The organism is Pseudonocardia sp. TMWB2A, from assembly GCF_017312135.1.
Genome location: NZ_QKQY01000001.1, coordinates 632,945 through 654,021, shown reverse-complemented (window position 1 = coordinate 654,021; position 21,077 = coordinate 632,945). Strand labels below are relative to the sequence as shown.

Here is a 21,077-nt window from a genome sequence, read left to right as displayed (position 1 = left end):
CGCGCGCGGGTGCCATCCCGCTTCCTCGACCGAGGATGTTGTCGCGTTAATCCGGTCAGCCCTTCTTGTCGATCACGACCCCGTATAATTCCATACGATGGTCGACCAGACGATAGCCAAGCTTTTCGGCAATCTGCTTTTGCAGGGCTTCGAGTTCGGGATCGACAAATTCGATGACTTTGCCGGTTTCGACATCAATCAGATGGTCATGATGGGCTTCGGGCGCGGCTTCATAACGCGCACGGCCATCGCCGAAATCATGGCGGTCGAGGATGCCAGCCTCTTCGAACAGACGCACTGTGCGATAGACGGTCGCAATCGAAATGCCGCTGTCGAGCGCGGAGGCGCGCTCGTAAAGTTTTTCGACATCGGGATGGTCATCCGCTTCGGAAATGACCCGCGCGATGATGCGGCGTTGTTCGGTAATTCTCAGGCCTTTTTCGGCGCACAAGGCTTCAATGTCGATTTTATTTGGCATGAGGCTTGTTATGGCTTGGCCGCTGCAAAACAGCAAGACCGTAAAAGGCAAAATGGGTGGACCTAGCGCGGAGAAAGGCACAAGCCTAAACAGAAAATGGCGGAAGCCTTGCCCCCGCCATTCCGATTGCGCTTATCATGCACAAGCGCGTTTATTTTTTACCGGCACATTTTTCATCGGCACGCTTTTTACTGGCACATAAGGTGCGGCAATTATTTCTTGCCCTTACCCTTGCGCGAGGTGCCGAGGCCGATCTTGTGCGCCAGTTCGCGGCGCTGTTCGGCATAGTTGGGCGCAACCATCGGATAATCGGCGGGCAGGTTCCACTTGGCGCGATAATCTTCCGGCGTCATGCCATAATGCGTCATCAGGTGGCGCTTGAGCATCTTCAGCTTCTTGCCGTCTTCAAGGCAGACAATATAGTCGGGCTTGATCGATGCGCGGATAGACACAGCCGGTTCCTGCTTTTCCGCCGGTGCCGCAGCAGGCTCCGAAAGCCCCGCCAGCGCGCCGTGAACATTTTGAATCAACAGGGGTAAATCCGACACAGCAACGCTGTTATTGCTGACATGGGCGGCAACAATATCGGCGGTCAGCGTGACGAGCATTTCCTGCATTTCGGCTTGGTCTTCCATCAAGGGTTCCTCTTATTCATGAACAATGGTTTCAATATTAGCTTATGCTTTATCAGCATCCGACCCTATATTGATTCTATAATGCCATCATTAAATAAGGAGAACAAGAGGGTTCAACCGCTAAAATCAGTAATAATTTTATTCATTGTCAATGCTGCAAGATTGTTACCATCCGGGGTTTTATAATATCCCGCACGCCGCCCGACGATATCAAACCCCAAATCCTGATAGAATTTAAGTGCAGGATTATTCGCGCGGACTTCCAGAAACAATTGCTGTCCGCCTGCGGACGCATGTATCTCTTGCCACAATTTGACAAGTTTTGTTCCAATTCCGTTCCCGCGACACAAAGGATCTACCGCGAGTAGTAGCAGCTCGCTATTTTCAAACAGGGTTTGGACAAGCGCAAAGCCCGCATCTTTCCCATCAACCTGCGCGACATAGAGCGCACTTCCGGGAAGCAGCAGGCTGCCGATACATTGGTCGAGCCGCCAGGCTTCGCCAAAAGCGGGATCAAACGCAGAGGTCATGACCGGCATGATACGCGCCGCTTCCTCGCGCGGCAGGCGGCTGATGCTAACGTCCAACATAGTTACCTGCCCTAGCCTGCCATCTTTTTGGCATCGGCTCCGCGACCATATACGGGCGCGACTTGGGCGCTGAGGTCATCAGCGTAGAGGCTGGTCGCCCAACGCGCATCGGGCAAAAGCGGCAGCGCAACGCCGCCGCCACGCAAAGCGACAAGATCTTGCGCACGCGATCCTGCGACCGGAAGCGCGCCTATGTGTGCAACGGCGGCGTCGGGGGTTAGCGAGACAATATCACCCCACCCGCTCTTGTCCATGACGCGCACGAACCATTCGCCATGTCCGCCTTCCATCACGATCGCGCGCGGCGCATCGCGCCACCCGTCAATTTCCAGCGACGCGCCTGCATCGACAAGCGCCATCACCGGATAGCCGCGCACCGGCACGCCCCAAGCAAGGCCCAAACCTTTGGCAGCAGCCACGCCGATCCGCACTCCGGTAAAGCTACCGGGGCCGCAATCCACAAGGATTTCAGAAGCTTTTCCGCCATCAGGAAGGCTGGCGATGACCGGCATGAGCCGTTCGGCATGGCCGCGCCCCAGCACATCATGGAAATGGCCGATCAGCTTATCGCCTTCAAACAAGGCAACCGAACAGGCGGTTGTGGCGGTATCAATCACCAAGCGCCGCGCAGGGGTTGGCTCCATAAGCCCCTCCCCTGTCAAACGGCGTGGACTTCGACGACTTCGGGAACATAATGTTTGAGCAGCGATTCAATGCCATGCTTCAAGGTCGCGGTGGACGAAGGACAGCCCGAGCAAGCGCCTTGCATCTTTAAATAGACATGGCCCTTGTCGAACCCGCGATAGACAATATCGCCGCCATCATTGGCGACCGCCGGACGAACACGGGTTTCGATAAGATCTTTGATCTGCGCAACAATATCGGCGTCCGCAGGATCATCGGCAAAGCCTTCCTCTTCGGTAGGCACATGGATGTCGAACGCCGACCCCGCTTTGAACAGCGGCATTTGCGCGCTGAAATGGTCGAGCAAAATCGACAACACATCGGGCTTCAAGGTCAGCCAGTCGCTACCGGGCGCGGCCGTCACTGAAATAAAGTCACGTCCGAAAAACACGCCTTCGACATCACCCAAGGAAAACAAGGCTTCAGCCAGCGGCGACACGCTGGCATCTTCGGGCGAGGCAAAATCGCGCGTGCCGCTCTCCATCACAATGGTTCCGGGGAGGAACTTGATGGTGGCGGGATTGGGCGTCAATTCGGTTTCGATAAGCATGGCGCTCATGTGGGAAATCACGCCCGCCGATGCAAGCCCAATTTCAGCAATTCTGCGCCTTTTAACGGGTCCAAGCCCCGCGCGTATCAATAATCACGCCTTCAGGTCGCGTCTCTTCGGCAAAAAGGCGGTGATCGACGAGCAGGACATGGATGTCCGCCGCCTTGGCCGCATCGGCAAAAGCGACCAGCTCGGCCCCTTGTAGCCCTTGTGGCAAGGTGGCGATATGCGGCTCGACTACCATAATCTCGCCAGCCTGTTTAGCGAGCAATTCCTTGACGATTTCAATCGCCGGACTTTCGCGCACATCGTCGATATTCGCCTTGAACGCCAAGCCGTAACAGGCGATTTTCGTGGCAGCGCCCTTGCCGCCTGATGCCACCGCTTGCAAAATTTTATCGACCACCCAGTCGGGCTTGCTGTCATTAATCTCGCGCGCCATGCGGATGATGCGCGCTTTTTCAGGGTCATTGGCAACGATGAACCAAGGATCAACCGCGATACAATGGCCCCCGACGCCGGGTCCGGGTTGCAAAATATCGACGCGCGGGTGGCGGTTGGTGAGCGAAATCAGCTCCCACACATTAATATCCAGCCCGTCGCATAGCACCGACAATTCATTGGCGAAAGCGATATTTACATCGCGAAAGCTATTTTCGGTAAGCTTTGCCATTTCGGCGGTGCGCGCATTGGTAATGACGCAATTGCCTAGCACGAACGTCTTGTATAATTGCACCGCTGCATCGGCACAGCGCGGTGTCATCCCGCCGATGATGCGGTCATTATAGATAAGCTCCTGCATCACCCGGCCCGGCAAAACCCGCTCCGGACAATAAGCCATTCGGATGTCGGCCTGCTCGCCCGCACTTGGCGGGAAGCTGAGGTCGGGCCGCGCTTCGGCCAACCACGCGGCAACCTTGTCGGTCGTCCCCACCGGCGAGGTCGATTCCAGCACAACAAGGTCGCCCTTTTTAAGCACCGGCGCAATCGCCGCCGCCGCCGCTTCAATGAAACGCAGATCCGGCTCTTTATTATCGCCCTTGAACGGGGTCGGCACCGCAATCAGAAAAGCATCGGCAGGCGCGGCCTCGGTTGCCGCCTTCAGATAGCCTTCGCTCACCGCCGCGCGCACGACAATATCAAGGTCCGGCTCGACAATATGGATTTCGCCGCGGTTGATCGTATCGACCGCCGACTGGTTCACATCAACGCCATGCACCGGCATTTTGCGCGAGGCAAACATCGCCGCCGTCGGCAGGCCGATATAGCCAAGCCCGATCACCGATACTTTCTTATAGGTTGAACGCTGTTTCGCGGAACGCACTCGCTTCGTCTCCATTCACTGTGACCCGGCCAATATGTCGGCAATGCGGGCGGCGGACTTGCCATCACCATAAGGATTATGCGCGCGCGACATGGTTTGATAGGCCGCTTCATCGTCCAAAAGCCGCGTGGTTTCGGCAAACAATAGTTCCGCATCGGTGCCGACAAGGCGCACCGTGCCCGCCTCCACCGCTTCGGGCCGCTCGGTGGTTTCACGCATGACCAGCACCGGCTTGCCAAGGCTGGGCGCTTCCTCCTGTATTCCGCCACTGTCGGTCAGCACGATATGGCTGCGGTTCAACAGCCCCATGAACGGCAGATAGGATTGCGGTTCGATGAGGAAAATATTGGGGATATGCTTGATGATCGGCGTCACCACATCCAGCACACGCGGGTTGAGGTGGACCGGATAGACGATCTGCACATCACCGCGCGCCGCTATCTTGGCAAGCGCCTCGCAAATGCGCGCCAAGCCACCATCTTGGTTTTCGCGGCGGTGGCCTGTCACCAAAATCATGCGCTTGGCGTCATCCAGAAAGGCAAAGCGCGCGCGTTGCTCCACCTCTAACGCGGGATCATTGTCCAGCTTGGCAATCGCCATATGGAGCGCATCAATCACCGTGTTGCCGGTGACATGGATGCTGGCCTCGGCGACATTTTCTTTAAGCAGGTTCGCGCGTGCCAGCGCAGTCGGCGCAAAATGGAGGCTCGCCAAACGGCCGGTCAACTGGCGGTTGGCTTCCTCGGGCCAAGGCGCAAGCATATTGTGCGACCGCAAGCCCGCTTCAACATGCCCGATGGGCACGCCTGCATAAAAAGCCGCCAAAGAGGCCGCCAAACAGGTCGTCGTATCGCCATGCACCAGCAGATAATCAGGCTTGTCCGCCGCCAATATCGGCTCCAGCCCTTGAATGACGGCGGCGGTGATATGGCTTAATCCCTGCCCTGCCTTCATGATCTTTAGGTCATAATCAGGCGTAATGCCGAAAAATTCCAGCGCATTATCCAGCATTTCGGCATGTTGGCCGGTCACGCAAATCTTGGCATCAAAACGCGGGTCCGCCGCCAGACATTGCACCACCGGCGCCATTTTAATCGCTTCCGGCCGCGTTCCAAAAACACTGAGTATCTTCATAACTATATAATGGTTTCCCGCTCGTTAGCGCTGTTATGGACACAATCTGCTTAATATGGCGTTACCGGTTAACGCGGTAATAGGCAAAGCCTTGCCTGTGCAAAAAAGCCGCCGCTGTAAGTGGATGTAAGAATAGGGGCTCGTTTTTCGCAAAAGAAATGCACAAAAGAAATGTAAGTCCACGAATTTCGGTTGCACCCAAGCCTCCACCCGATTAGGCACCGCGCAACACGGTCCGGGCATTTCACCCGCAACCACACAGGCCGGCTTAGCTCAGTTGGTAGAGCACCTGATTTGTAATCAGGGGGTCACGAGTTCGAATCTTGTAGCCGGCACCATATTTTCAATGACTTGGTGGATTTGGGGGATACTCGCCTTGGGGCGGGGTACCATATGGGTCACAGAACGCTAGCACCTTCGCGCATGCCATCTCGGGCTTGGCTATCACATCAAGCAACGAGAGATGAAGCAGGGGGCTACTGACGATCCAAGGTGCGGCGATATCTCCGTTGCCCCATTGGGGTCTGTCCACATGAAGCAGTCTGCGAAGGAATTGGCACGGAAGATAAGCCGAGAGGTCAGCCGTCAGGCGGAATGGGCAACACGGGAGAACGAAGGAATTTGGGGCGAACAGATCGGGCAGCCCGTTGACCGCCCGGCGCGCCGGGCCACATTCGCGGCATTATCTCAGGGAACGGCGTCAGGTGGGGCGGCGGGGCCACCCCCGAGAACCCGCTCGATCCGGCGCTCCTGCCGATCTGCCCAATAAGCTTGGAACGGTGGTCCTTTTGAATCTGGTGGAGATTTCGGCCTGAGCATTCGCAACGGCAGTGGAGTTGGCAAATCGGGGCCGATGATGATCGCCTCGCCGGGAGCCAGCATTGGAATGAACTGTGTGGCCGCACGGTCGAGGTCGCCACAGGCATGCTCTACGGTGCCGCGATCCTGCTCGTTGGTGAGCCGATGAACAATCAAGGTGCCGAGTTGGCTCAATACGTCTTGGGGCACGTCTCGAGGACGCTGCGTGGCAAGCACGCAGGTCAGCCCGTATTTGCGGCCCTCCTTGGCGATGAGGCCAAAGGAATCCAGTCGAACGCTGCCATATTCATCGCCGACCGTTCGCCCGAGAAATTGGTGCGCTTCATCCAGGAACACGACAATCGGGGCATCGCGGAACCGCCCCTCCCGTGCGATATTGAGGAGGAATCGACCGATTATATTGAGCAGCAATTCGCGCGTGTTATGCTCGAAGCGCACTTCTTTGAAAGAAATCAGGGTTATGTCCCGCTCATCGTCATTCAGGAAGTTCGACAATTCATCGACTAGCGAGTCCCCTTGCGTTCGGAAAATGCACTCCAGTTCGCGTGAATTGGTCAGCGTCTTGATGCGTGAGGCCAAGGATTCGCAGTAGCTGGCGGCGTTGTTGTCTGGGCCGCCGAACAGCGTGGCGTTGCCACTAGCGGTTCCCCACACGCATTCATTCTTAATCTGCTCTGAAAGGTGAGCAATGTCGAAATTGCATTTGGCGGAATGGACAGCCTGCGCGTTGTTTCTGATGGCATCGAAAAAGACCGTCCGCGACTTACCGGCCTTCTCCAATGCGCCGTTTGCTACGGAAAGCCCTTGCGGAATGGCGTTACCCACCGCCCTGACGAGTTTCAGGCTCTTTATGGCGTCACGGAGTTTCGGACCTTGGCTTTGCCCCGATGGACGGAAGAGCGAAAACAAGTCGTCTTCCGTGATCTCCGTGTAAGGAAAATGGACGTGCCGCGCATTCGGCACGCCAGCCTCGAACGCGAAAATCGTATCTATGCCGTCGATACCGCAGAACTCTCCGGTAGGGTCAAACACGATGGCCTTGCCGTTCATCGCCTTGATTTTCTCGACCAAGCTGGCAATCGTCCAGCTCTTACCGCCGCCCGTTGCGCCGAAAACCCCGCAGTGGCGGCCAAACAGCTTTTCGGGCGAAAGTTCGACCTGAACGCTGCGACCGCCTGCCTCAATAGCACCAACGGGTACGTTCTTTTCCCCCTGACGGGTGGTGCTTCGGCCAATCATCTGGGCGAGAATTTCAGCCCCAGCCAAGAAAACGCCATCCCCGATCTTGGGGTAGTGATCCACACCGCGCGAGAGTTTGCTATCGCCGTCGATCACGGTGGCTAATAGCTGAATCCGGCCAATGGGATTCGGCGTGCTAACTGACCCGAGATGAGGTTCAATCGATAGCCTTTCGCCGTCCGGGATTTTCACTTCCGTGATCCGTCCCAAAAGCTTCGTGCGCTCGCAATCCACAAAAACGAAATCGCCAACCGCTCCCTTGGACAAAGCGCGCCTTTCCGGGTTCGCGCTGGCAAGCGGAAGGTTCGCCTGCACCTGCGAGGCGCTCACGACTGTGACGGTGCCGATATATTGGTCAGGATCGACAGGGCTGATGTTTGCCATCGTCAGTCCGCCTGATCCCGTAGAACCTTCACACGCTCGATATGCCGTTCTCTATCGGTTTCACCGATGAGATCGGGCAATCCTTCAGCTAAATCTTCGAAGCGGCCATTGATGAGATGAACGCGCTGGTCGCCCGCTGCGGCAAGCGTCTTAATCTTGTCGAGAAAACCGTTCCGATGCACGCCGTCATCAGCAATGGCATGGGCAGCGGGAGCTAGCGCAACCCCGCGCAGATCATTCTCTGACGGTATGAAACTTGGGTCGCAGATAATGAGACGCAGCGATAGGTTTGTTTCGAGCGCCGAAATGATCGGACGGCTGACATGATCGTCATTGAATCCGAAACCAGCAATGACCAGCGACGTATCCGGCTCACGCAATGCTGCCTGAAATGCACCCATCATATCTAGGTAAGGCGGGTCGAACGCTTCCTGATATTTGCTCGATCTCGGATAGATAAGGACTGGCTTACCCATGTCATTATCGCGTGACCGGAAAACGTCAGCGCCAATACGCCGCCAGTCCATGGAGCCATGAAGTTTGTAAAGGTGGAAAACATTCGGAATGTAATCAGGTGCATCCTTGTTGACATCTCGCCTAACAATGTCGAAATCGAAATGCTGGGGATCGTAAACCTGATCGAGCGAATGGGAGAAACCGTCTATGATCGTGAAGCGTAGCCGCCGCGCGGCTTCTTCCAGCGTCAGGTCATAGTTCGTCGTAAATATCTTGGCGCGCGCCTTTCGAAAGCCACGTCGCCCGATTTTTCTGACGTAGGCTTCATGTGCGGGCAAAGCCGTGGTCTGCGATACGAAATCCACCTTGGACAAGATACAAGCTTCAGCCTGCGTGACAAAGTTTCTGACCGCATTGACGTCGGCATCATCGGCTTGGGCAGCTTCGTTTAACTCCAAATAGACCTTGCATAGACTCAGAAGCTTCTCGATGTTGTCATCGATTTTTGCCTTGGGGAACTTCGCGCAAATCGCCGCGAAGGCGACAGGCCCGACCGCCGCGCTCACAGCATCCCACAAATCGACCATCGAGGGCGCATGAGGTTCTCCAGCACCATTACGAGCGCAAAGTGATGCACCCGCGCCGGTCAGTGTCAGGAAATTTGATGCAGACAATGCGTTGATCAGTGCGCTGTCGATCTGCTCCTTGCTGCCACGTTCGACAACCTTGCCTTCATCATCGACGCGATCGGCAAAAACCGTCCAACCTTTTCCCGAAATCAGAAGGCGGAGGTTTGCCTTGTCGGCGGGAGTAGCGTTCCAGTAATCCCAGATACTCATACCAAATCCCCCGTCCTTACCAACCGCGCCGCTGCCGGGTCGTATGTATATTCGGTGATCGTGCCATCCTTAATCCGTTCCACGGCGTCATCGACAATGAAGCGGGGCACAAGGAACCATTCGCGCGGCACTATAGGATTGCCGAAGCGGTCGTTTATTTCGATGTTCAGTTGCGCGGGCGCGAAGATGCGGTGGATCAGATTTTCGAGCTTCACGCGGTTGATGTTGTAGAGCGTGTAGGTCGCTACGATGTCCACATCCGCCATGAGAAAGGTCGGGTCCAGCTTCGCATTGGCAATACGTCGCGCTACATCACCGCCGGTCACGCCGATCTTGTGCAGCACATCGCGATTGGCAGCGACAAGCGGATGGTCGGCCTTGCTGCGAAGGACATAGATGGTTCCGCTCGCAATATCCTCATCGTCGTTTTCGTCGGCAAACAGCGGGCCAGCAGTTGGCTCCGTGATGCGCCGCCCAGCCTCGTCCTTATAGAGTGCCCGTTGCAGCGAGCGGAGTAGCAGGTTGCTCTCCGCCCCGTTGGAGTAGATGACGCGCAAGCGGGCGTCACTTTCACCGTTAGGCGCGCGGAATGTTTCACCAACTTCCGCAACATAGGCGACTTGACCGCCAAGGATGAAAAACTGGCCCTCGGTGATGTCCGCTTTCAGGAATCCGGCGTCCTTCACAAACTGTCGGGTAATGCGAACGCCGGAATCAAGGTCGATCCGCACCTGTTCGAACAGCGGCTTGAAGCGATCAAAGTCGGGGCAAGCTTCCCGGTTCGCGATTTCTTCGGCAGCGCGTTTTTCGGCGGTTGAGCGGACATGGCGGAGGTCGGTGATTTCGGAATCCCCCGCCGCCCCCGCAAGCTCGGCCATGAGCGCGTCGGTGTCCATGTCATCGGCGGTCGTAAATTCTTCGTCTGCAGAACCTGAGAGCAATCCTTGGTGATCGATAGGCTCAAGCAAAACCCGACAATCCTCAAGCGCCCTCAATCGGTCGAGACGCACTGCATAGAGCCGCTCGAAAATATCGCGGTCTTCGCCATGCTGCGGCGCGTGTCCGTGTTCTTCTACGAAGCGCTGGATTTCCTCGAAACCCGCGATCACTCGCTCCTCTCGCGGTGAGCGCCCGACCTTCTTTTCCGGCTGGGCGAAGTCGCTTAGTTCCGCGCGCAGGTCATCGAGGTCGAGGTCACTCATAACGGCCCTCATCCTTGAAGCGCACGAACGCGGCAGCACCTTCCGCCATTCGCTTTTCCCACGCATCGGTGGAGCTGAGCGAGGGCAACCGACCGCGTTCTTTTTTGAATTGAACCGCGCGGACGGCATATTGCTTGGCTTCATCGGGCGTCATGCTGGTACGCTTGGCGGCGATGGCGGTGGCGACCTGCTTGAGGCTCTCTTCACTCATCGTTTTGGCGAGGATCGCATAAGCCTCACTAAACGGGTTGATGCGATCGATGAGGTCGATGTCGAGTTCACGCACATCCATCGCGAATTTGCGCACACCGTCGATCAGCGCGGTGTTGGCGGTCGGCTCGCCACCATCATCGCCAAGGGCGGTTTGCTTGGCTTGCTGGGTGAGGTTCAACGCGGCGATCGCATGCTGGCGCACCGCTTCCTGATCCTCTTCGTCAAGCTCGGGATATTTGTCCTTGATGATTTTCCCCATGCGAAGTTGGGTCAACTCCTCGGGCACCAGCTCTGAATCGAACAGCCCGCGCTCGATCGCCGTCTTGTCCTGAACAAAGCTCGCAATCACCTCGTTGAGGTCCTGCTGGCAAATGCGGTTGGCCTCCGCGCTCTTTGGTTCGACCAGCCCCTTGATCTCGATCTGGAAAACGCCGCGTTCTTCGTGGAAGCCGACATTGCACTCGTCGGGATCATAGCCGCCCGGACCATAGTCGAAATCCGGCGTCGCCCCGACATTCGGGTTTTTGGGCCGGAACTCGAAGCGTGGAGCCAACACCTGCTCCATGAGCAGGCTCGCCGCGATAGCCTTCAGCGTGTCGTTCACAGCCTCGGTCACGGCGGACTCCGACGCGTCCGGCTCGGCGATCAGGTTGGTGAATCGCGCGCTGCTCTTGCCCGGTGCGTCACGGGTCGCGCGGCCGATAATCTGGACGATCTCGGTCAAGCTCGATCGATAGCCGACAGTCAGAGCATGCTCGCACCAAATCCAGTCAAAGCCTTCCTTCGCCATGCCAAGCGCGATGATGATGTCCACATGGTTGCGATTGTTCTTCTGCGCCGGATCTTTGAGCGCGGCGGAAACCCGATCGCGCTTCACCGGGTCATCATCGACCAGATCGGCGATCCGCAAGGTGCGGCCTTCGGGCGTCTTGACCAATTGGAAGCCCGTGGCGGGGTCCGAGCCCTGCCACTCGCCCAGCTCCTCGATAATGTGCTCCACCTCCCTGATCTTGTCTTTCGTGCTTTCGCGCGAATTTACGTTGGGGATGTGGAGGATCGTTTTCTCGGCCGGATCGAGCACCTTCAAAATGTCGTCGGCGTAGGAACCGGAATAGAAGAAATAGCCGATATTGAGCAGCTTCAGATGCTCATAGCCGTTGAGCTGCTCATAATAGGTGTAGGTGACGCTATCGAATTTGGACTCGTCGCCCGGAGCCAGCACAGCCTCAGCATCGCCGCGAAAATAGGAGCCGGTCATCGCGACGATATGCACCTTGTCGCGCGCGATGAACTCGCCAAGGTGGCGGCCCAGCTTGTTGTCCTCGCCCACCGAGACGTGATGGAACTCGTCCACCGCGATCAGCCGGTCGTCGAACGCCTCAACCCCGAACCTGTCCACGGCAAAGCGGAAAGTGGCGTGAGTGCAGACCAGCACCCTGCCGTCGCTCTCAAGGAAAGCGCCCACAGAGTTGACTTTGCCGCCATCCTCGCCCGGCGCGTTGCAGAGGTTCCATCGCGGTGCGACGGTCCAATCCTCCGAGAAGCCATATTGGCTCAGCGGCTCATCATTGAAGCTCGCGCCGATCGACTTTTCGGGGACAACGATGATCGCCTGTTTAAGCCCTTGGTTGGCGAGCTTGTCGAGCGCGATGAACATGAGCGCGCGACTCTTGCCCGATGCGGGCGGCGACTTGATGAGCAGATATTGCTCGCCGCGCTTTTCATAAGCGCGTTCCTGCATCGGGCGCATCCCGAGCGCATTCGACTTTGTCGAAGCACCCGTGTGGGCGGTTTGCAGTGAGATAGCGGGGATCGATTTAGCGGCGGGCATAGTGTTCATGCTGGCACGCCTCCTTGGCAAAGTTGGATCATGTCGGCGTGTATCCGATCGGCACGCGCTATGAGGAAGGCGTCATAATCATCGGCGATCAGCGCATCATAAGGAATGAGATGGCTTTCCAGTCGCTGCCGCACAGCCTCCTCACCCAAAGACGCCGCCACCGCGCGCTTGCTGATGTAGCCGGAGGGCGTCTGCGCGCCGACCTTGCGGTTGGTCGTCCAAGTGATGAGCGCACAATTCAGCGCCCGGTTTACTTTCTCGTCGGCGCGGTCACCGCTTAGTATGCCGACCGGATAGAGATGATGATATTCTCGGCTGTGGAAATTGTCGGGCGTGATGGAAGCACCGTCCGCAAAGTCGAGTCCACCCCGGCGAATCCACGTTGCCAGCATGGCGCGCGGCAAACGATCCTTGCGCCCCGGCCAACCGGCCAGCAGCATTTCTTCCTTCGCGGGAAGCGGGAAATAGGTTTCGTCGAACAATTCGCAGGGGCCGCTTTCCTTGCCTGCGATCATGTCCCTCAACACGCGATAATCGGCATAGGCGCGAGTGGCCGAGGTTTTGCCATAACGATTGGTGTAACAGCCGCGCCAAAGCGCCTTGCGGATCAACGCGCGGGCATTGCCGCCATCGTCAAAGGCATGTTCGGGAACATCGGCCCATAGGGCGCAAGTGAGGTAGACGGCGACTTCGCTGGGCAAGCATTGCTCGTTCAAAATCGATTCCGAGCGAAGGAACGCGATGCCGTGCTTGAAACCATGTTTTAGCCGCGTCCAGATCGACGCGAAATCATTACCATAGGCGGTATCGAGATAGGTCTTTTTGAGTGGAGGGCGGTCCATGAGCAACGCCGCCACCGAAAGGATCATGTCTTCGATCCGACCATAGTCGCGTGCCGCCGGGACGGATTCAACCAGTTCGCCCACCATATCGTGCAGCGAATCCCCGGTCGCGCTTTCAAGTTGGGCGACCACAATATCGAAATCCTTCAGCGGCGTGGCCGAGGTGTTCATCTTGATGAAGACATCGAGTGCCGTATCGCGGCCCGTCTTGGAACTGAGCGACAGGAACGGAACGTCATATTTGGCGACCCGCTGGCGCAAGGCCTCCGTCCGCTTGGTCAACTGTTTAGTGAGCAAGCCGCTTTCCTCAATGGCGTCTTCCCAAGCGGTCAGAGCCTCCTCGCCGATCGAACCGGGGCACAGGATTGTCGCCGGAAGATAACCCTCCTTAAACATAGACACAGGATCGTTCGCCCATACGGGCTGCATCACACCTTTGCGGTCCCACCGCTTGATCGCCTCAACCTTGGGGGCATCAAACATCTCCGCATTGTCGCCTTCGCCATCATCCTCTTTGGCATTGAGCGAAATGAAAACTTCAATCCCGTCATTCCGGTAATCACCAGTCAAACTGCGCCAAAGAGCCGTCATGCGCTGTTGCCCGTCGAGCAGGTGCATCGATGGTTTCGATTGCGGCTTGGGCGCACCGACGATCGGGCGGGAATGAAAAAGCTCCTGATCGCCGACCTCAAGCGTCAGCAGCGCGCCGATCGGCAGCGGCGGATCGCGAAGGATGTTCTCCAGCAATCCGACGACCTGCGCATGACGCCAAGCCTCGTGCCGCTGGAAGCGGGGCAGCACAACCTGCCCCTGCTTGACCATCGCAAACCAGTCTTCGATCTTTTTGTTGCGCGCTTCCACGATACCCCCGTTCAATGTGCCTTTGATTTGGTTCCGGTCATTTTGGTGTAAAGTTCAAACAGCTTTTCCAGTCGCTCGGTGTCATTCTTGAAGCGCCGTCCAATATAAATGCGCTCCAGCACCTCGTCATTGCGCTCATGCGCCTCGCGCAGATCGGCGGGCATTTTGCTTTCGCCATCTTTGGCGTCGTAAAGCTCAGCTATCGTCGCCGGAAAATGCGCCTCTCGAGCAAGCAATAAGTCCTCAGCGCAATGGATCAGATCAACCTTGTTCTTATCGGTTAAGGCCGGAATTGGGAAGGTGTTCCAGCCCAGAGTGTTGGCGTATCGATAATCATTCTTCATTCGACCACAAATTGCGGAGATCCAAGAAAGGTGAAGCTTGCTAACAATTATTGAGAATACCAACCTTTGTTCTTGTTCGGTGAAAAAAGCGTTGTCGTTAGCGATAGTTCCTTTCGGTAGAAGCTCAGTTGCGAGATACTCTCGATTTTCCGACGTAGTGCGCGAAACAGCAACGGAAGACGCTGCTCCGGTCGAGCTTATCAACTCAAAACGGTGAGGGTATTCCGAAAGGAAATCGCGGGTGTTGTCTTTCGTACTCGCTAAGCGCGTAGTTTTGACGTTCAAAATGCGCTGATTGACCGCAGGAATGGCTTCCGCTTGAACGCGATCGGCATCTGGAATGAGGAGCGCGTAACGCACAATGCCTTTTGAGATTTCTTGCGCACCGACATAGCGTTTAAGCAAGGCCCCAGCCTCCGGCGATGCGCTCAGTAACTCCCCTCGCTCCTGAGCTGACAAAACCAGATTTCCTCCACAATTAGGTATGCTTCCCCTTATCAGTGGCGGTAGCTTGTGCAGTGGAGCCGCGCTCTCTTCGACCACCTCAATTTGAGCGCTAGTCAGATAAGGATTTATGTAGTCGCACTCAATTTTTTTATCGGAAGAATATATAGTCCGCTTCCCGCTTGCCTCACGATCAAGCCCGACAATTACAACAATTACCCCTGCATTACTTTTGGCAAGATTCTTCCAGATAAAAGATACGTGCGCAAACCGAATTGCAACACCGCGTTTTAACAAGTGCCTCCAGAATTTCGGTACCGCCTGACCTTGGCAAATCGAATTGGTGCTGACGAAAGCAAATCGCGCTGGCTGCATTTGCGTGTAAAGCTCTGCTTTATGGTACCAACCCAACACGTAATCGACGGAGGAGGCACCGTACTCAGTCCCAGAAAAAACATGACCTAAATCAGCCTTCTGGGCTTTAGTTTGTTTCGTGAGTCCTGCAAACGGCGGGTTTCCGCAAACGTAAGTTTCACCTCCCTCATTCTCGAAATCGATTTGAGCCTGATCGAGAGGCGTCTCAAATAGGTCGTCTCCAACCAATTTCACGCCAGTTCCGGTAGGCGGGCAGATGCTCAGCCAGTCGAGCCGCAGCGCATTGCCACAGGTGATCCAATTCTGGCTGTCGAGCGGCAGGAACTCGGCAAGCGCCTCCTGCTGCCCGCGATAAAGTACATCGCATTGATATTCCGCGATGATAAGCGCGAGGCGGGCGATCTCCGCCGGAAAGTCGCGAAGCTCGATGCCCCGAAAATTGGTTAGCGGAATATCCGTGCGCCGGTCACGCTCGCCGCGTCGTCGATTGATCTCCGCCTCGATCTCCCGCATTTCCTTGTAAGCGATGACAAGGAAGTTGCCGCTGCCGCAGGCCGGATCGAAGACGCGAATTTTGGCGACGCGGTTGCGAAGGTTGAGCAGCTTACGCCCATTGTCCCCCGCCTCCTCAAGCTTTTCACGCAAATCATCGAGAAACAGCGGGTTCAGCACCTTCAGGATGTTAGGAACACTGGTGTAATGCATCCCCAGCGCGCCGCGCTCCTCGTCATCCGCGGCCGCCTGAATCATCGACCCGAAGATGTCCGGGTTGATCTTCTTCCAATCGAGGCTGCCGATATGGAGCAAATAGGATCGCGCAATCTTGCTGAAGCGCGGCACATCCGTGCTGCCTGAGAACAGCTCACCATTCACATAAGGGAATGGGTCCGCCCAGCGGGCTATCCCGGCGCTCTGCCGATCGGCGATCTTGGTGTTCATCGCGCGGAACAGTTCGGCCATCACCTCATGCGTGTTCGATGAGTCCCGCTCGCTCATTTTCGCCACCGTGTCGGTGAAGCGATAGCTGGAATGGAAAATGTCAGTGTCTTCCGCGAAGAAGCAGAAGATCAGCCGCGCCATGAAATGGTTCATGTCCGGGCGGCGATCGGCAGCCGCCCAATCGGGATTGTCCTTTAAGAGTTCGACATAGAGCCGGTTGAGGCGGCTGGTCGCCCGAATGTCGAACGAGCTTTCGCGGATTTGCTTTACCGTGGTGATCCCGGCCAAGGGCAGGAAGAAACCGAAATGATCGGGAAATTCTGCATAGGCGCAGGCGACGGTTTCGCCCGACGCCAAATCCTCTGCCTCCAGCGTGTCGCCATCGGTCGCCAGAACGAACTTCGCCTTGGTACGTGTGGTTGCCGGGCTTGCCTTCAGCGCGGCGAGTGTCTGCGAGACCTCGCCCGTCTGTGCAACAGCGAGATGGATGTTGTTCGTTTGGAGGACGCCGCCTCGAGGGCCAGCTAAGTCAGACTTGTTCGACGCGCCATCGCGCAGCCGCTTGATCGTGGTCGCCTTGTTTCCGAACGCTGCGAGAAACTGATACGGAAACTCGGCAGGGTCGAAGGGGGCGCTCGCCAGCTCCGAAACCGCTTCCTCAATCTCAACTGCATTCATTCAACGCCTACTATCCGCCTCGACGGATGGAGAGCTATTGATTACGTCCTCTATCCGATTCTTTGTGCAAGGAACCTAGCAGGAACAGAATTAGCCGTCACGGCTTTTATGGAGGGCTCGGAGCTTATTGCTGTCGCCACCTCTCAAACCACTTTGTCCAACTTTGCTCTGGTGGCCAATCTTCGCCATCGCGTTTGATACGGACGACCTCGACGCGGTCATAGCCGGTGCGGACACCTTCAAGGGTGACGGATTGGTCGATATGGCGGGTGACAAGGCGGGAGGGTTCGAGTTCCCATGTGCCGCCACCGTGGACATTGATGATGATGCGTCGTGGCTCTTGTCGGATCACGCCCTCGATTGTGTGCAGCGTTCCTAACGGCATATCGCAATTCGCTTTTGCATATCCACCTCGTGATGTAGCCTATCCGTGACATTGATAAGAAAATCGTGGCGGTCTTACAAAGGCAAATGTTACTGATTGTCTGTAGACCGATTGACTACATATCGGTGCATTGATGACCCATGGATATCCGTCAGCGCCTTGCCCGTAATCTGCGCCTGCTCCGTCAGGAGAAAGGGTGGTCGCAGGAATATTTTGCCGAAGAGGCGGGGCTGCATCGGACCTATGTCAGTGACCTTGAACGCGGCGCGCGTAATCCGACGATTACTGTGGTGGATAAGCTGGCCGTGGCTTTAGGTGTAACGCCGGGGCGGTTACTCGATTAGCTGTATAGCTGGACTGCACAGCCGGGGTTTCGCCTGATCTTGGCCAGACAATTTCGTATAATGTCCAGCACAAGCGACATACACACCCAGAATGAGAGGCCAACATGGGCGGCATCAATTCCGGACGGCGGCGCACGGTTACACGTGGAGCCGTTGAGCAATTCCCTTGCATCGATCTACGCATATTAAAGCGCGCGGGGCTGATCAATGCCGGTGAATGCACATATGACATATTGCATTGGCGAAATCAGGCTCCAGAGACGGTGAGCGCGCAAATATTTATCGACATCAGCGATATTGATGATGCGTCGATACGCTTTGTGATGTCCGGGGCCGATGGCCGCCGTGATGTGCAGCGGGCGGCGTTGAAGTGTGTCCCCTGCCCTTATGGTGGCTATCGTGTCTACTTTCTCTGCCCTATCATTGGTGTGCGGTGCGAGCAGCTATTCCTTGTCGATGGGATATTTGCATCGCGCAAGGCCCACAGGCTTACCTATGCCAGCCAGAGTGAAGATGATCTTTCGCGGGCACGGCGTAAGGCGCGCAAATTCAATCGGCAGATTGATGGCGATTATCGCTTCGCTCGTCCACGCGGCGCTAAACGCTGGCGGTTGATACAGAAAAGGCGTGACGCCGTGTTTGAAGCTAAGTCGCTCTACCTTGATCGACTGCGTAACCTTGCCGATAGGTCTGGTACCCGACGGATGCCCAGCGCCGATCTGTAAAGCTTCTGAGAGTCCGATTGCCGTGGTTTGAGAAGGCAAGACAACCTGATTCATTATCAGCGGGTCCTGTGCGGATTGTGCAATTTCACGCACCGACACCCATGCAGAAATCAGCCGATCATGCGCGGGATTTTTCCTGACATCGCCGCATCCGTGACTTTATTGGGAGGATGGTTAACGGAAGGAAGCCATCATGTCCAACAACGAACCGCGCGACCGATTGCACCTGTTATCCCGTGCACAGGCGTTGTTTCCCGGTGCGGCGATCAAGGTGATCCACGCGCCGCGCGAGATCATCCATATTGATGTGGACGGGCACCGTTATACGTTCGCGATTGGCAGCGACGACGATGAATATGTCTTTACCGATGGAAAAGCGTCATTCTCGATCCCGTTGATGGAAATCGACGAGGATTTCTAGGATTTCTCCTGACACGCCTTTCCAACCCATCTTAATGGAAATGTCGTTCACAATGAAAGGAACGAACGACATGACCGCGATTGAAACCGCAAAGCCGAACCCCGCACCGAACGCCGCCATCCAAGCCGAGGGCGGCAAGCCGGAGCTTATCACCCTCGATCAATTGGCAAACGAAATGAAACTGCCGCCCCGCGACGCCCGCATGTTGCTACGCCTTGCGGCTAAACAGACGCGGCAATATCCCAACCTTGGTAAAGAGCATGTCGCCCGCCAGCCTTGGCAATGGACTGCAGGGTCAAAGGCGCTGGAAGAAGCTCGAAAGGCACTGTCCGTCGACCGATAATGCCAAAACTGGCCAATACTCCCCTATAGGATAATATTGGCCAGTTTCCAGCTTTGACCGGTCTTGACTACGCCCAATTGCTTCGCCGCGCGGCGCACCGTGCGGGCCGAATGGGAGCGTTTTTCTCCATCGGCAATGACATCCTTGATCCGGCGTTCGCCCTTGGCCAGCGCCGTTTCGAGGAACTCGACAGCGGCTTTTACCTCGGTATCGGGACGGCCGACCTTCTCGCTGGATTTGAGAAAGTCTTCGGGTCCCAACTCACATTCGCCCTGCCATGCGACACGCGGGATGATGCGCTTGTCGCGGTCTCCATCGACCAGCGCATAAAGCTGTGACGGGCCGCGTTCGGACAGATTATGCTTGATGTGGACCATCACCCGCAGCTCGTCATTTTCCGGATGCTGGCCGATCAACACCGCCGACCGCGCCGCCGCTGTGATATCCACCGACCCAAGCCCACGAAAGATCGCCTTGTCCTTCTCGCCCTTGGTCAGATGCCTGAGCGCGATCACAGTGACGTTGGTGGCCTTTGCCAATTCAGCCAACCGCGCCATGAAGGGGCGGGTTTCGTTCGCCTTGTTCATGTCGATGCCGCCTTGCATGTATGCGAGCAGCGGGTCGAGAATGAGTAACGCCGCCTGCTTCTCCACGATATGTCGCTCGATCCAACCCAGCGCTTCCTCCTCCAATCGAAAGAATTTTTTGGAAAAGGTGATCCGCGATAGATCGGCATCCATCCGCATCAGCCGTTTGACCAAGGTTGTTTCCGGGTCATCCTCGGCGCTCATAAACAACACATTGCCCGGTTTCGATTTTGTCTGTCCCGGCAACGCACGGCCGCTCGAAATTGCTGCTGCTAATTCACACAGCAAATAGGTCTTGCCGACATTGGGGTCGCCTTCGAGCAAGTTGATCGCTCCGCGCACGAAATAGGGTTCGACCAGAAAATCGACATCGCGCGGTGTGACATTGGCCATGCTGTCGAACAACTCATCGTCCGCCGGATCATAGCGCATGACGCTCGACGCGATGCGCTCAATGTCCTTGTCGGGCAATGGCGGCTTGCAATGTTCGTCATTCACCGCGTGAAGTGCGGTCGTGATAACGGCATCGTCAAAACCCTGACGCCGGAATGATCCGGCAAGACTGGTCAGACGATTGTCGCGCGACCCTTCACGCAAGCTGCCGTTATCGGGCTTGGCTGCCTTCTTGGGCTTTCTGTACGCCAATATCGCTTTGGCGACCTTTCCCGGCAATTTGGCAATCGGTGCGTCAACGTCGTCCGATTTGTACCGCCCACCTTCTGGATGGGACGATTCCGGCAGCACGACATAGCCCGACGCGATGATATCGAGTTTGGGTTCTAACCCGATCTTGCTGCCCTTTATCTTCCCGTCATGACGGAAATAGAGGTGCCGCCCATCGCGGGTTTGGGTTTCGCGTGTGTCGGGCAGCGAACCGAAGCCTTTCAATGCCGCCTCGCCCGCTGGACCATCGACATCGATCACCAATATGGGCGACCCTTTCATTACCGCGCCAAGATTGATCGACGGGTCTTCGCGTAACCACGCTCTGACCGTCTTGCGATCATCCGTCGCACTATCGGCACCGTTTGGACAAAATCGCGTATCGGGCACTTTTGATCGCGGTTGCAGCGCCAGTACGCGCATATATGCATCAAGGGCGGCGAAAGCCGCCCCCAATTTCCGTTTCGCCAGAGGTGTGAGTTTAGTCTTCGTCATCGCTCACCTCGCGATGTCAGCGTGGCGATATGTTGATCGATAGCTTCCGCATCCCATACCACGGTTCGGGTGGAGAGATATTTGCGTTTTGGAAACACGCCCAAAGCCTCCATACGCAATAACGATGAGTTTGAAAGTTTGATGCCACGACGCCGCAAATCAAGGCGATCATAGAGAATTGGGTTTTGCATAAGATACTCCATTTGTGGTGGAGCAGATCAATTATGCGGAAATCACCCCCGCG

General features: G+C 56.4%; 20 protein-coding genes and 1 tRNA gene. 5 read left to right on the top strand and 16 right to left on the bottom strand.

The features are described 5' to 3' along the window. Positions 1 to 55: 55 nt before the first annotated feature. From DMP17_RS03030 to wecB, 7 genes are all read right to left on the bottom strand, one after another. Entirely contained in the window at positions 56 to 478 is a 423-nt protein-coding gene (locus DMP17_RS03030) for a Fur family transcriptional regulator (RefSeq protein WP_337827605.1), read from the bottom strand. A gap of 212 nt (positions 479 to 690) precedes the next feature. Continuing rightward, positions 691 to 1,113, bottom strand: coding sequence for a MucR family transcriptional regulator (locus DMP17_RS03025; RefSeq protein WP_337827604.1), 423 nt, complete (start codon positions 1,111 to 1,113; stop codon positions 691 to 693). A 113-nt stretch (positions 1,114 to 1,226) separates the two neighbouring features. Continuing rightward, positions 1,227 to 1,703 carry a GNAT family N-acetyltransferase gene (locus tag DMP17_RS03020; RefSeq protein WP_337827603.1) on the bottom strand — a complete coding sequence of 159 codons (477 nt, stop codon included), beginning with the start codon at positions 1,701 to 1,703 and terminating at the stop codon, positions 1,227 to 1,229. 11 nt (positions 1,704 to 1,714) lie between these two features. Continuing rightward, entirely contained in the window at positions 1,715 to 2,347 is a 633-nt protein-coding gene (gene tsaB / locus DMP17_RS03015) for a tRNA (adenosine(37)-N6)-threonylcarbamoyltransferase complex dimerization subunit type 1 TsaB (RefSeq protein ID WP_337827602.1), read from the bottom strand. Positions 2,348 to 2,361: 14 nt separating this feature from the next. Next, positions 2,362 to 2,946: a NifU family protein gene (locus DMP17_RS03010; protein WP_337827601.1), complete on the bottom strand. Its 585-nt coding sequence runs from the start codon at positions 2,944 to 2,946 to the stop codon at positions 2,362 to 2,364. Positions 2,947 to 2,998: 52 nt separating this feature from the next. Further along, positions 2,999 to 4,261 carry a UDP-N-acetyl-D-mannosamine dehydrogenase gene (gene wecC / locus DMP17_RS03005; RefSeq protein ID WP_337827600.1) on the bottom strand — a complete coding sequence of 421 codons (1,263 nt, stop codon included), beginning with the start codon at positions 4,259 to 4,261 and terminating at the stop codon, positions 2,999 to 3,001. A 15-nt stretch (positions 4,262 to 4,276) separates the two neighbouring features. Continuing rightward, complete coding sequence (gene wecB, locus DMP17_RS03000) at positions 4,277 to 5,395, bottom strand: non-hydrolyzing UDP-N-acetylglucosamine 2-epimerase (RefSeq protein ID WP_337827599.1); 1,119 nt, start codon at positions 5,393 to 5,395, stop codon at positions 4,277 to 4,279. Positions 5,396 to 5,657: 262 nt separating this feature from the next. Here wecB and DMP17_RS02995 point away from each other — a divergent pair. Further along, positions 5,658 to 5,733: transfer RNA gene (locus DMP17_RS02995), tRNA-Thr, on the top strand. 349 nt (positions 5,734 to 6,082) lie between these two features. On the opposite strand, the gene DMP17_RS02990 is transcribed toward DMP17_RS02995, so the two are convergent. From DMP17_RS02990 to DMP17_RS02960, 7 genes are all read right to left on the bottom strand, one after another. Continuing rightward, on the bottom strand, positions 6,083 to 7,837 hold the full coding sequence (locus DMP17_RS02990; protein WP_337827598.1) for an ATP-binding protein: 1,755 nt from the start codon (positions 7,835 to 7,837) through the stop codon (positions 6,083 to 6,085). A gap of 2 nt (positions 7,838 to 7,839) precedes the next feature. Next, positions 7,840 to 9,132: an SIR2 family protein gene (locus DMP17_RS02985; RefSeq protein ID WP_337827597.1), complete on the bottom strand. Its 1,293-nt coding sequence runs from the start codon at positions 9,130 to 9,132 to the stop codon at positions 7,840 to 7,842. Further along, positions 9,129 to 10,334, bottom strand: a complete 1,206-nt coding sequence (locus DMP17_RS02980) for a GIY-YIG nuclease family protein (protein ID WP_337827596.1) — start codon at positions 10,332 to 10,334, stop codon at positions 9,129 to 9,131. Before DMP17_RS02980 ends, DMP17_RS02985 begins: the two co-directional genes overlap by 4 nt. Continuing rightward, positions 10,327 to 12,387, bottom strand: a complete 2,061-nt coding sequence (locus DMP17_RS02975; RefSeq protein WP_337827595.1) for a DEAD/DEAH box helicase — start codon at positions 12,385 to 12,387, stop codon at positions 10,327 to 10,329. Before DMP17_RS02975 ends, DMP17_RS02980 begins: the two co-directional genes overlap by 8 nt. Beyond that, on the bottom strand, positions 12,384 to 14,090 hold the full coding sequence (locus DMP17_RS02970) for a GmrSD restriction endonuclease domain-containing protein (protein ID WP_337827594.1): 1,707 nt from the start codon (positions 14,088 to 14,090) through the stop codon (positions 12,384 to 12,386). The genes DMP17_RS02975 and DMP17_RS02970 overlap by 4 nt, the downstream gene beginning before the upstream one ends. An 11-nt stretch (positions 14,091 to 14,101) precedes the next feature. Next, a complete protein-coding gene (locus tag DMP17_RS02965; protein ID WP_337827593.1) occupies positions 14,102 to 16,870 on the bottom strand; it encodes a class I SAM-dependent DNA methyltransferase in 2,769 nt (922 codons plus the stop codon). A gap of 124 nt (positions 16,871 to 16,994) precedes the next feature. Beyond that, a complete protein-coding gene (locus tag DMP17_RS02960) occupies positions 16,995 to 17,222 on the bottom strand; it encodes a DUF5818 domain-containing protein (RefSeq protein WP_337827592.1) in 228 nt (75 codons plus the stop codon). Between the two features lie 173 nt (positions 17,223 to 17,395). Here DMP17_RS02960 and DMP17_RS02955 point away from each other — a divergent pair, with 173 nt between their 5' ends. From DMP17_RS02955 to DMP17_RS02940, 4 genes are all read left to right on the top strand, one after another. Next, complete coding sequence (locus tag DMP17_RS02955) at positions 17,396 to 17,599, top strand: helix-turn-helix domain-containing protein (RefSeq protein WP_337827591.1); 204 nt, start codon at positions 17,396 to 17,398, stop codon at positions 17,597 to 17,599. A gap of 104 nt (positions 17,600 to 17,703) precedes the next feature. Then, a complete protein-coding gene (locus tag DMP17_RS02950; protein WP_337827590.1) occupies positions 17,704 to 18,324 on the top strand; it encodes a hypothetical protein in 621 nt (206 codons plus the stop codon). Between the two features lie 193 nt (positions 18,325 to 18,517). Further along, complete coding sequence (locus tag DMP17_RS02945) at positions 18,518 to 18,745, top strand: hypothetical protein (protein ID WP_337827589.1); 228 nt, start codon at positions 18,518 to 18,520, stop codon at positions 18,743 to 18,745. 70 nt (positions 18,746 to 18,815) lie between these two features. After that, a complete protein-coding gene (locus tag DMP17_RS02940; protein WP_337827588.1) occupies positions 18,816 to 19,088 on the top strand; it encodes a hypothetical protein in 273 nt (90 codons plus the stop codon). Positions 19,089 to 19,111: 23 nt separating this feature from the next. Here the strand turns inward: DMP17_RS02940 and DMP17_RS02935 are convergent, their stop codons facing one another. Together DMP17_RS02935 and DMP17_RS02930 are read right to left on the bottom strand one after the other, a co-directional pair. Then, complete coding sequence (locus DMP17_RS02935) at positions 19,112 to 20,833, bottom strand: AAA family ATPase (RefSeq protein ID WP_337827587.1); 1,722 nt, start codon at positions 20,831 to 20,833, stop codon at positions 19,112 to 19,114. Continuing rightward, positions 20,830 to 21,024, bottom strand: a complete 195-nt coding sequence (locus DMP17_RS02930) for an AlpA family phage regulatory protein (protein WP_337827586.1) — start codon at positions 21,022 to 21,024, stop codon at positions 20,830 to 20,832. The genes DMP17_RS02935 and DMP17_RS02930 overlap by 4 nt, the downstream gene beginning before the upstream one ends. Between the last annotated feature and the right edge of the window lie 53 nt (positions 21,025 to 21,077).

Coding starts and splice junctions, on each gene's coding strand:
- DMP17_RS03030 (WP_337827605.1), bottom strand. CDS start 478: ATGCCAAATAAAATCGACATTGAAGCCTTGTGCGCCGAAAAAGGCCTG.
- DMP17_RS03025 (WP_337827604.1), bottom strand. CDS start 1,113: ATGGAAGACCAAGCCGAAATGCAGGAAATGCTCGTCACGCTGACCGCC.
- DMP17_RS03020 (WP_337827603.1), bottom strand. CDS start 1,703: ATGTTGGACGTTAGCATCAGCCGCCTGCCGCGCGAGGAAGCGGCGCGT.
- tsaB (WP_337827602.1), bottom strand. CDS start 2,347: ATGGAGCCAACCCCTGCGCGGCGCTTGGTGATTGATACCGCCACAACC.
- DMP17_RS03010 (WP_337827601.1), bottom strand. CDS start 2,946: ATGAGCGCCATGCTTATCGAAACCGAATTGACGCCCAATCCCGCCACC.
- wecB (WP_337827599.1), bottom strand. CDS start 5,395: ATGAAGATACTCAGTGTTTTTGGAACGCGGCCGGAAGCGATTAAAATG.
- DMP17_RS02990 (WP_337827598.1), bottom strand. CDS start 7,837: ATGGCAAACATCAGCCCTGTCGATCCTGACCAATATATCGGCACCGTC.
- DMP17_RS02985 (WP_337827597.1), bottom strand. CDS start 9,132: ATGAGTATCTGGGATTACTGGAACGCTACTCCCGCCGACAAGGCAAAC.
- DMP17_RS02980 (WP_337827596.1), bottom strand. CDS start 10,334: ATGAGTGACCTCGACCTCGATGACCTGCGCGCGGAACTAAGCGACTTC.
- DMP17_RS02975 (WP_337827595.1), bottom strand. CDS start 12,387: ATGAACACTATGCCCGCCGCTAAATCGATCCCCGCTATCTCACTGCAA.
- DMP17_RS02965 (WP_337827593.1), bottom strand. CDS start 16,870: ATGAATGCAGTTGAGATTGAGGAAGCGGTTTCGGAGCTGGCGAGCGCC.
- DMP17_RS02955 (WP_337827591.1), top strand. CDS start 17,396: ATGGATATCCGTCAGCGCCTTGCCCGTAATCTGCGCCTGCTCCGTCAG.
- DMP17_RS02950 (WP_337827590.1), top strand. CDS start 17,704: ATGGGCGGCATCAATTCCGGACGGCGGCGCACGGTTACACGTGGAGCC.
- DMP17_RS02945 (WP_337827589.1), top strand. CDS start 18,518: ATGTCCAACAACGAACCGCGCGACCGATTGCACCTGTTATCCCGTGCA.
- DMP17_RS02940 (WP_337827588.1), top strand. CDS start 18,816: ATGACCGCGATTGAAACCGCAAAGCCGAACCCCGCACCGAACGCCGCC.
- DMP17_RS02935 (WP_337827587.1), bottom strand. CDS start 20,833: ATGACGAAGACTAAACTCACACCTCTGGCGAAACGGAAATTGGGGGCG.
- DMP17_RS02930 (WP_337827586.1), bottom strand. CDS start 21,024: ATGCAAAACCCAATTCTCTATGATCGCCTTGATTTGCGGCGTCGTGGC.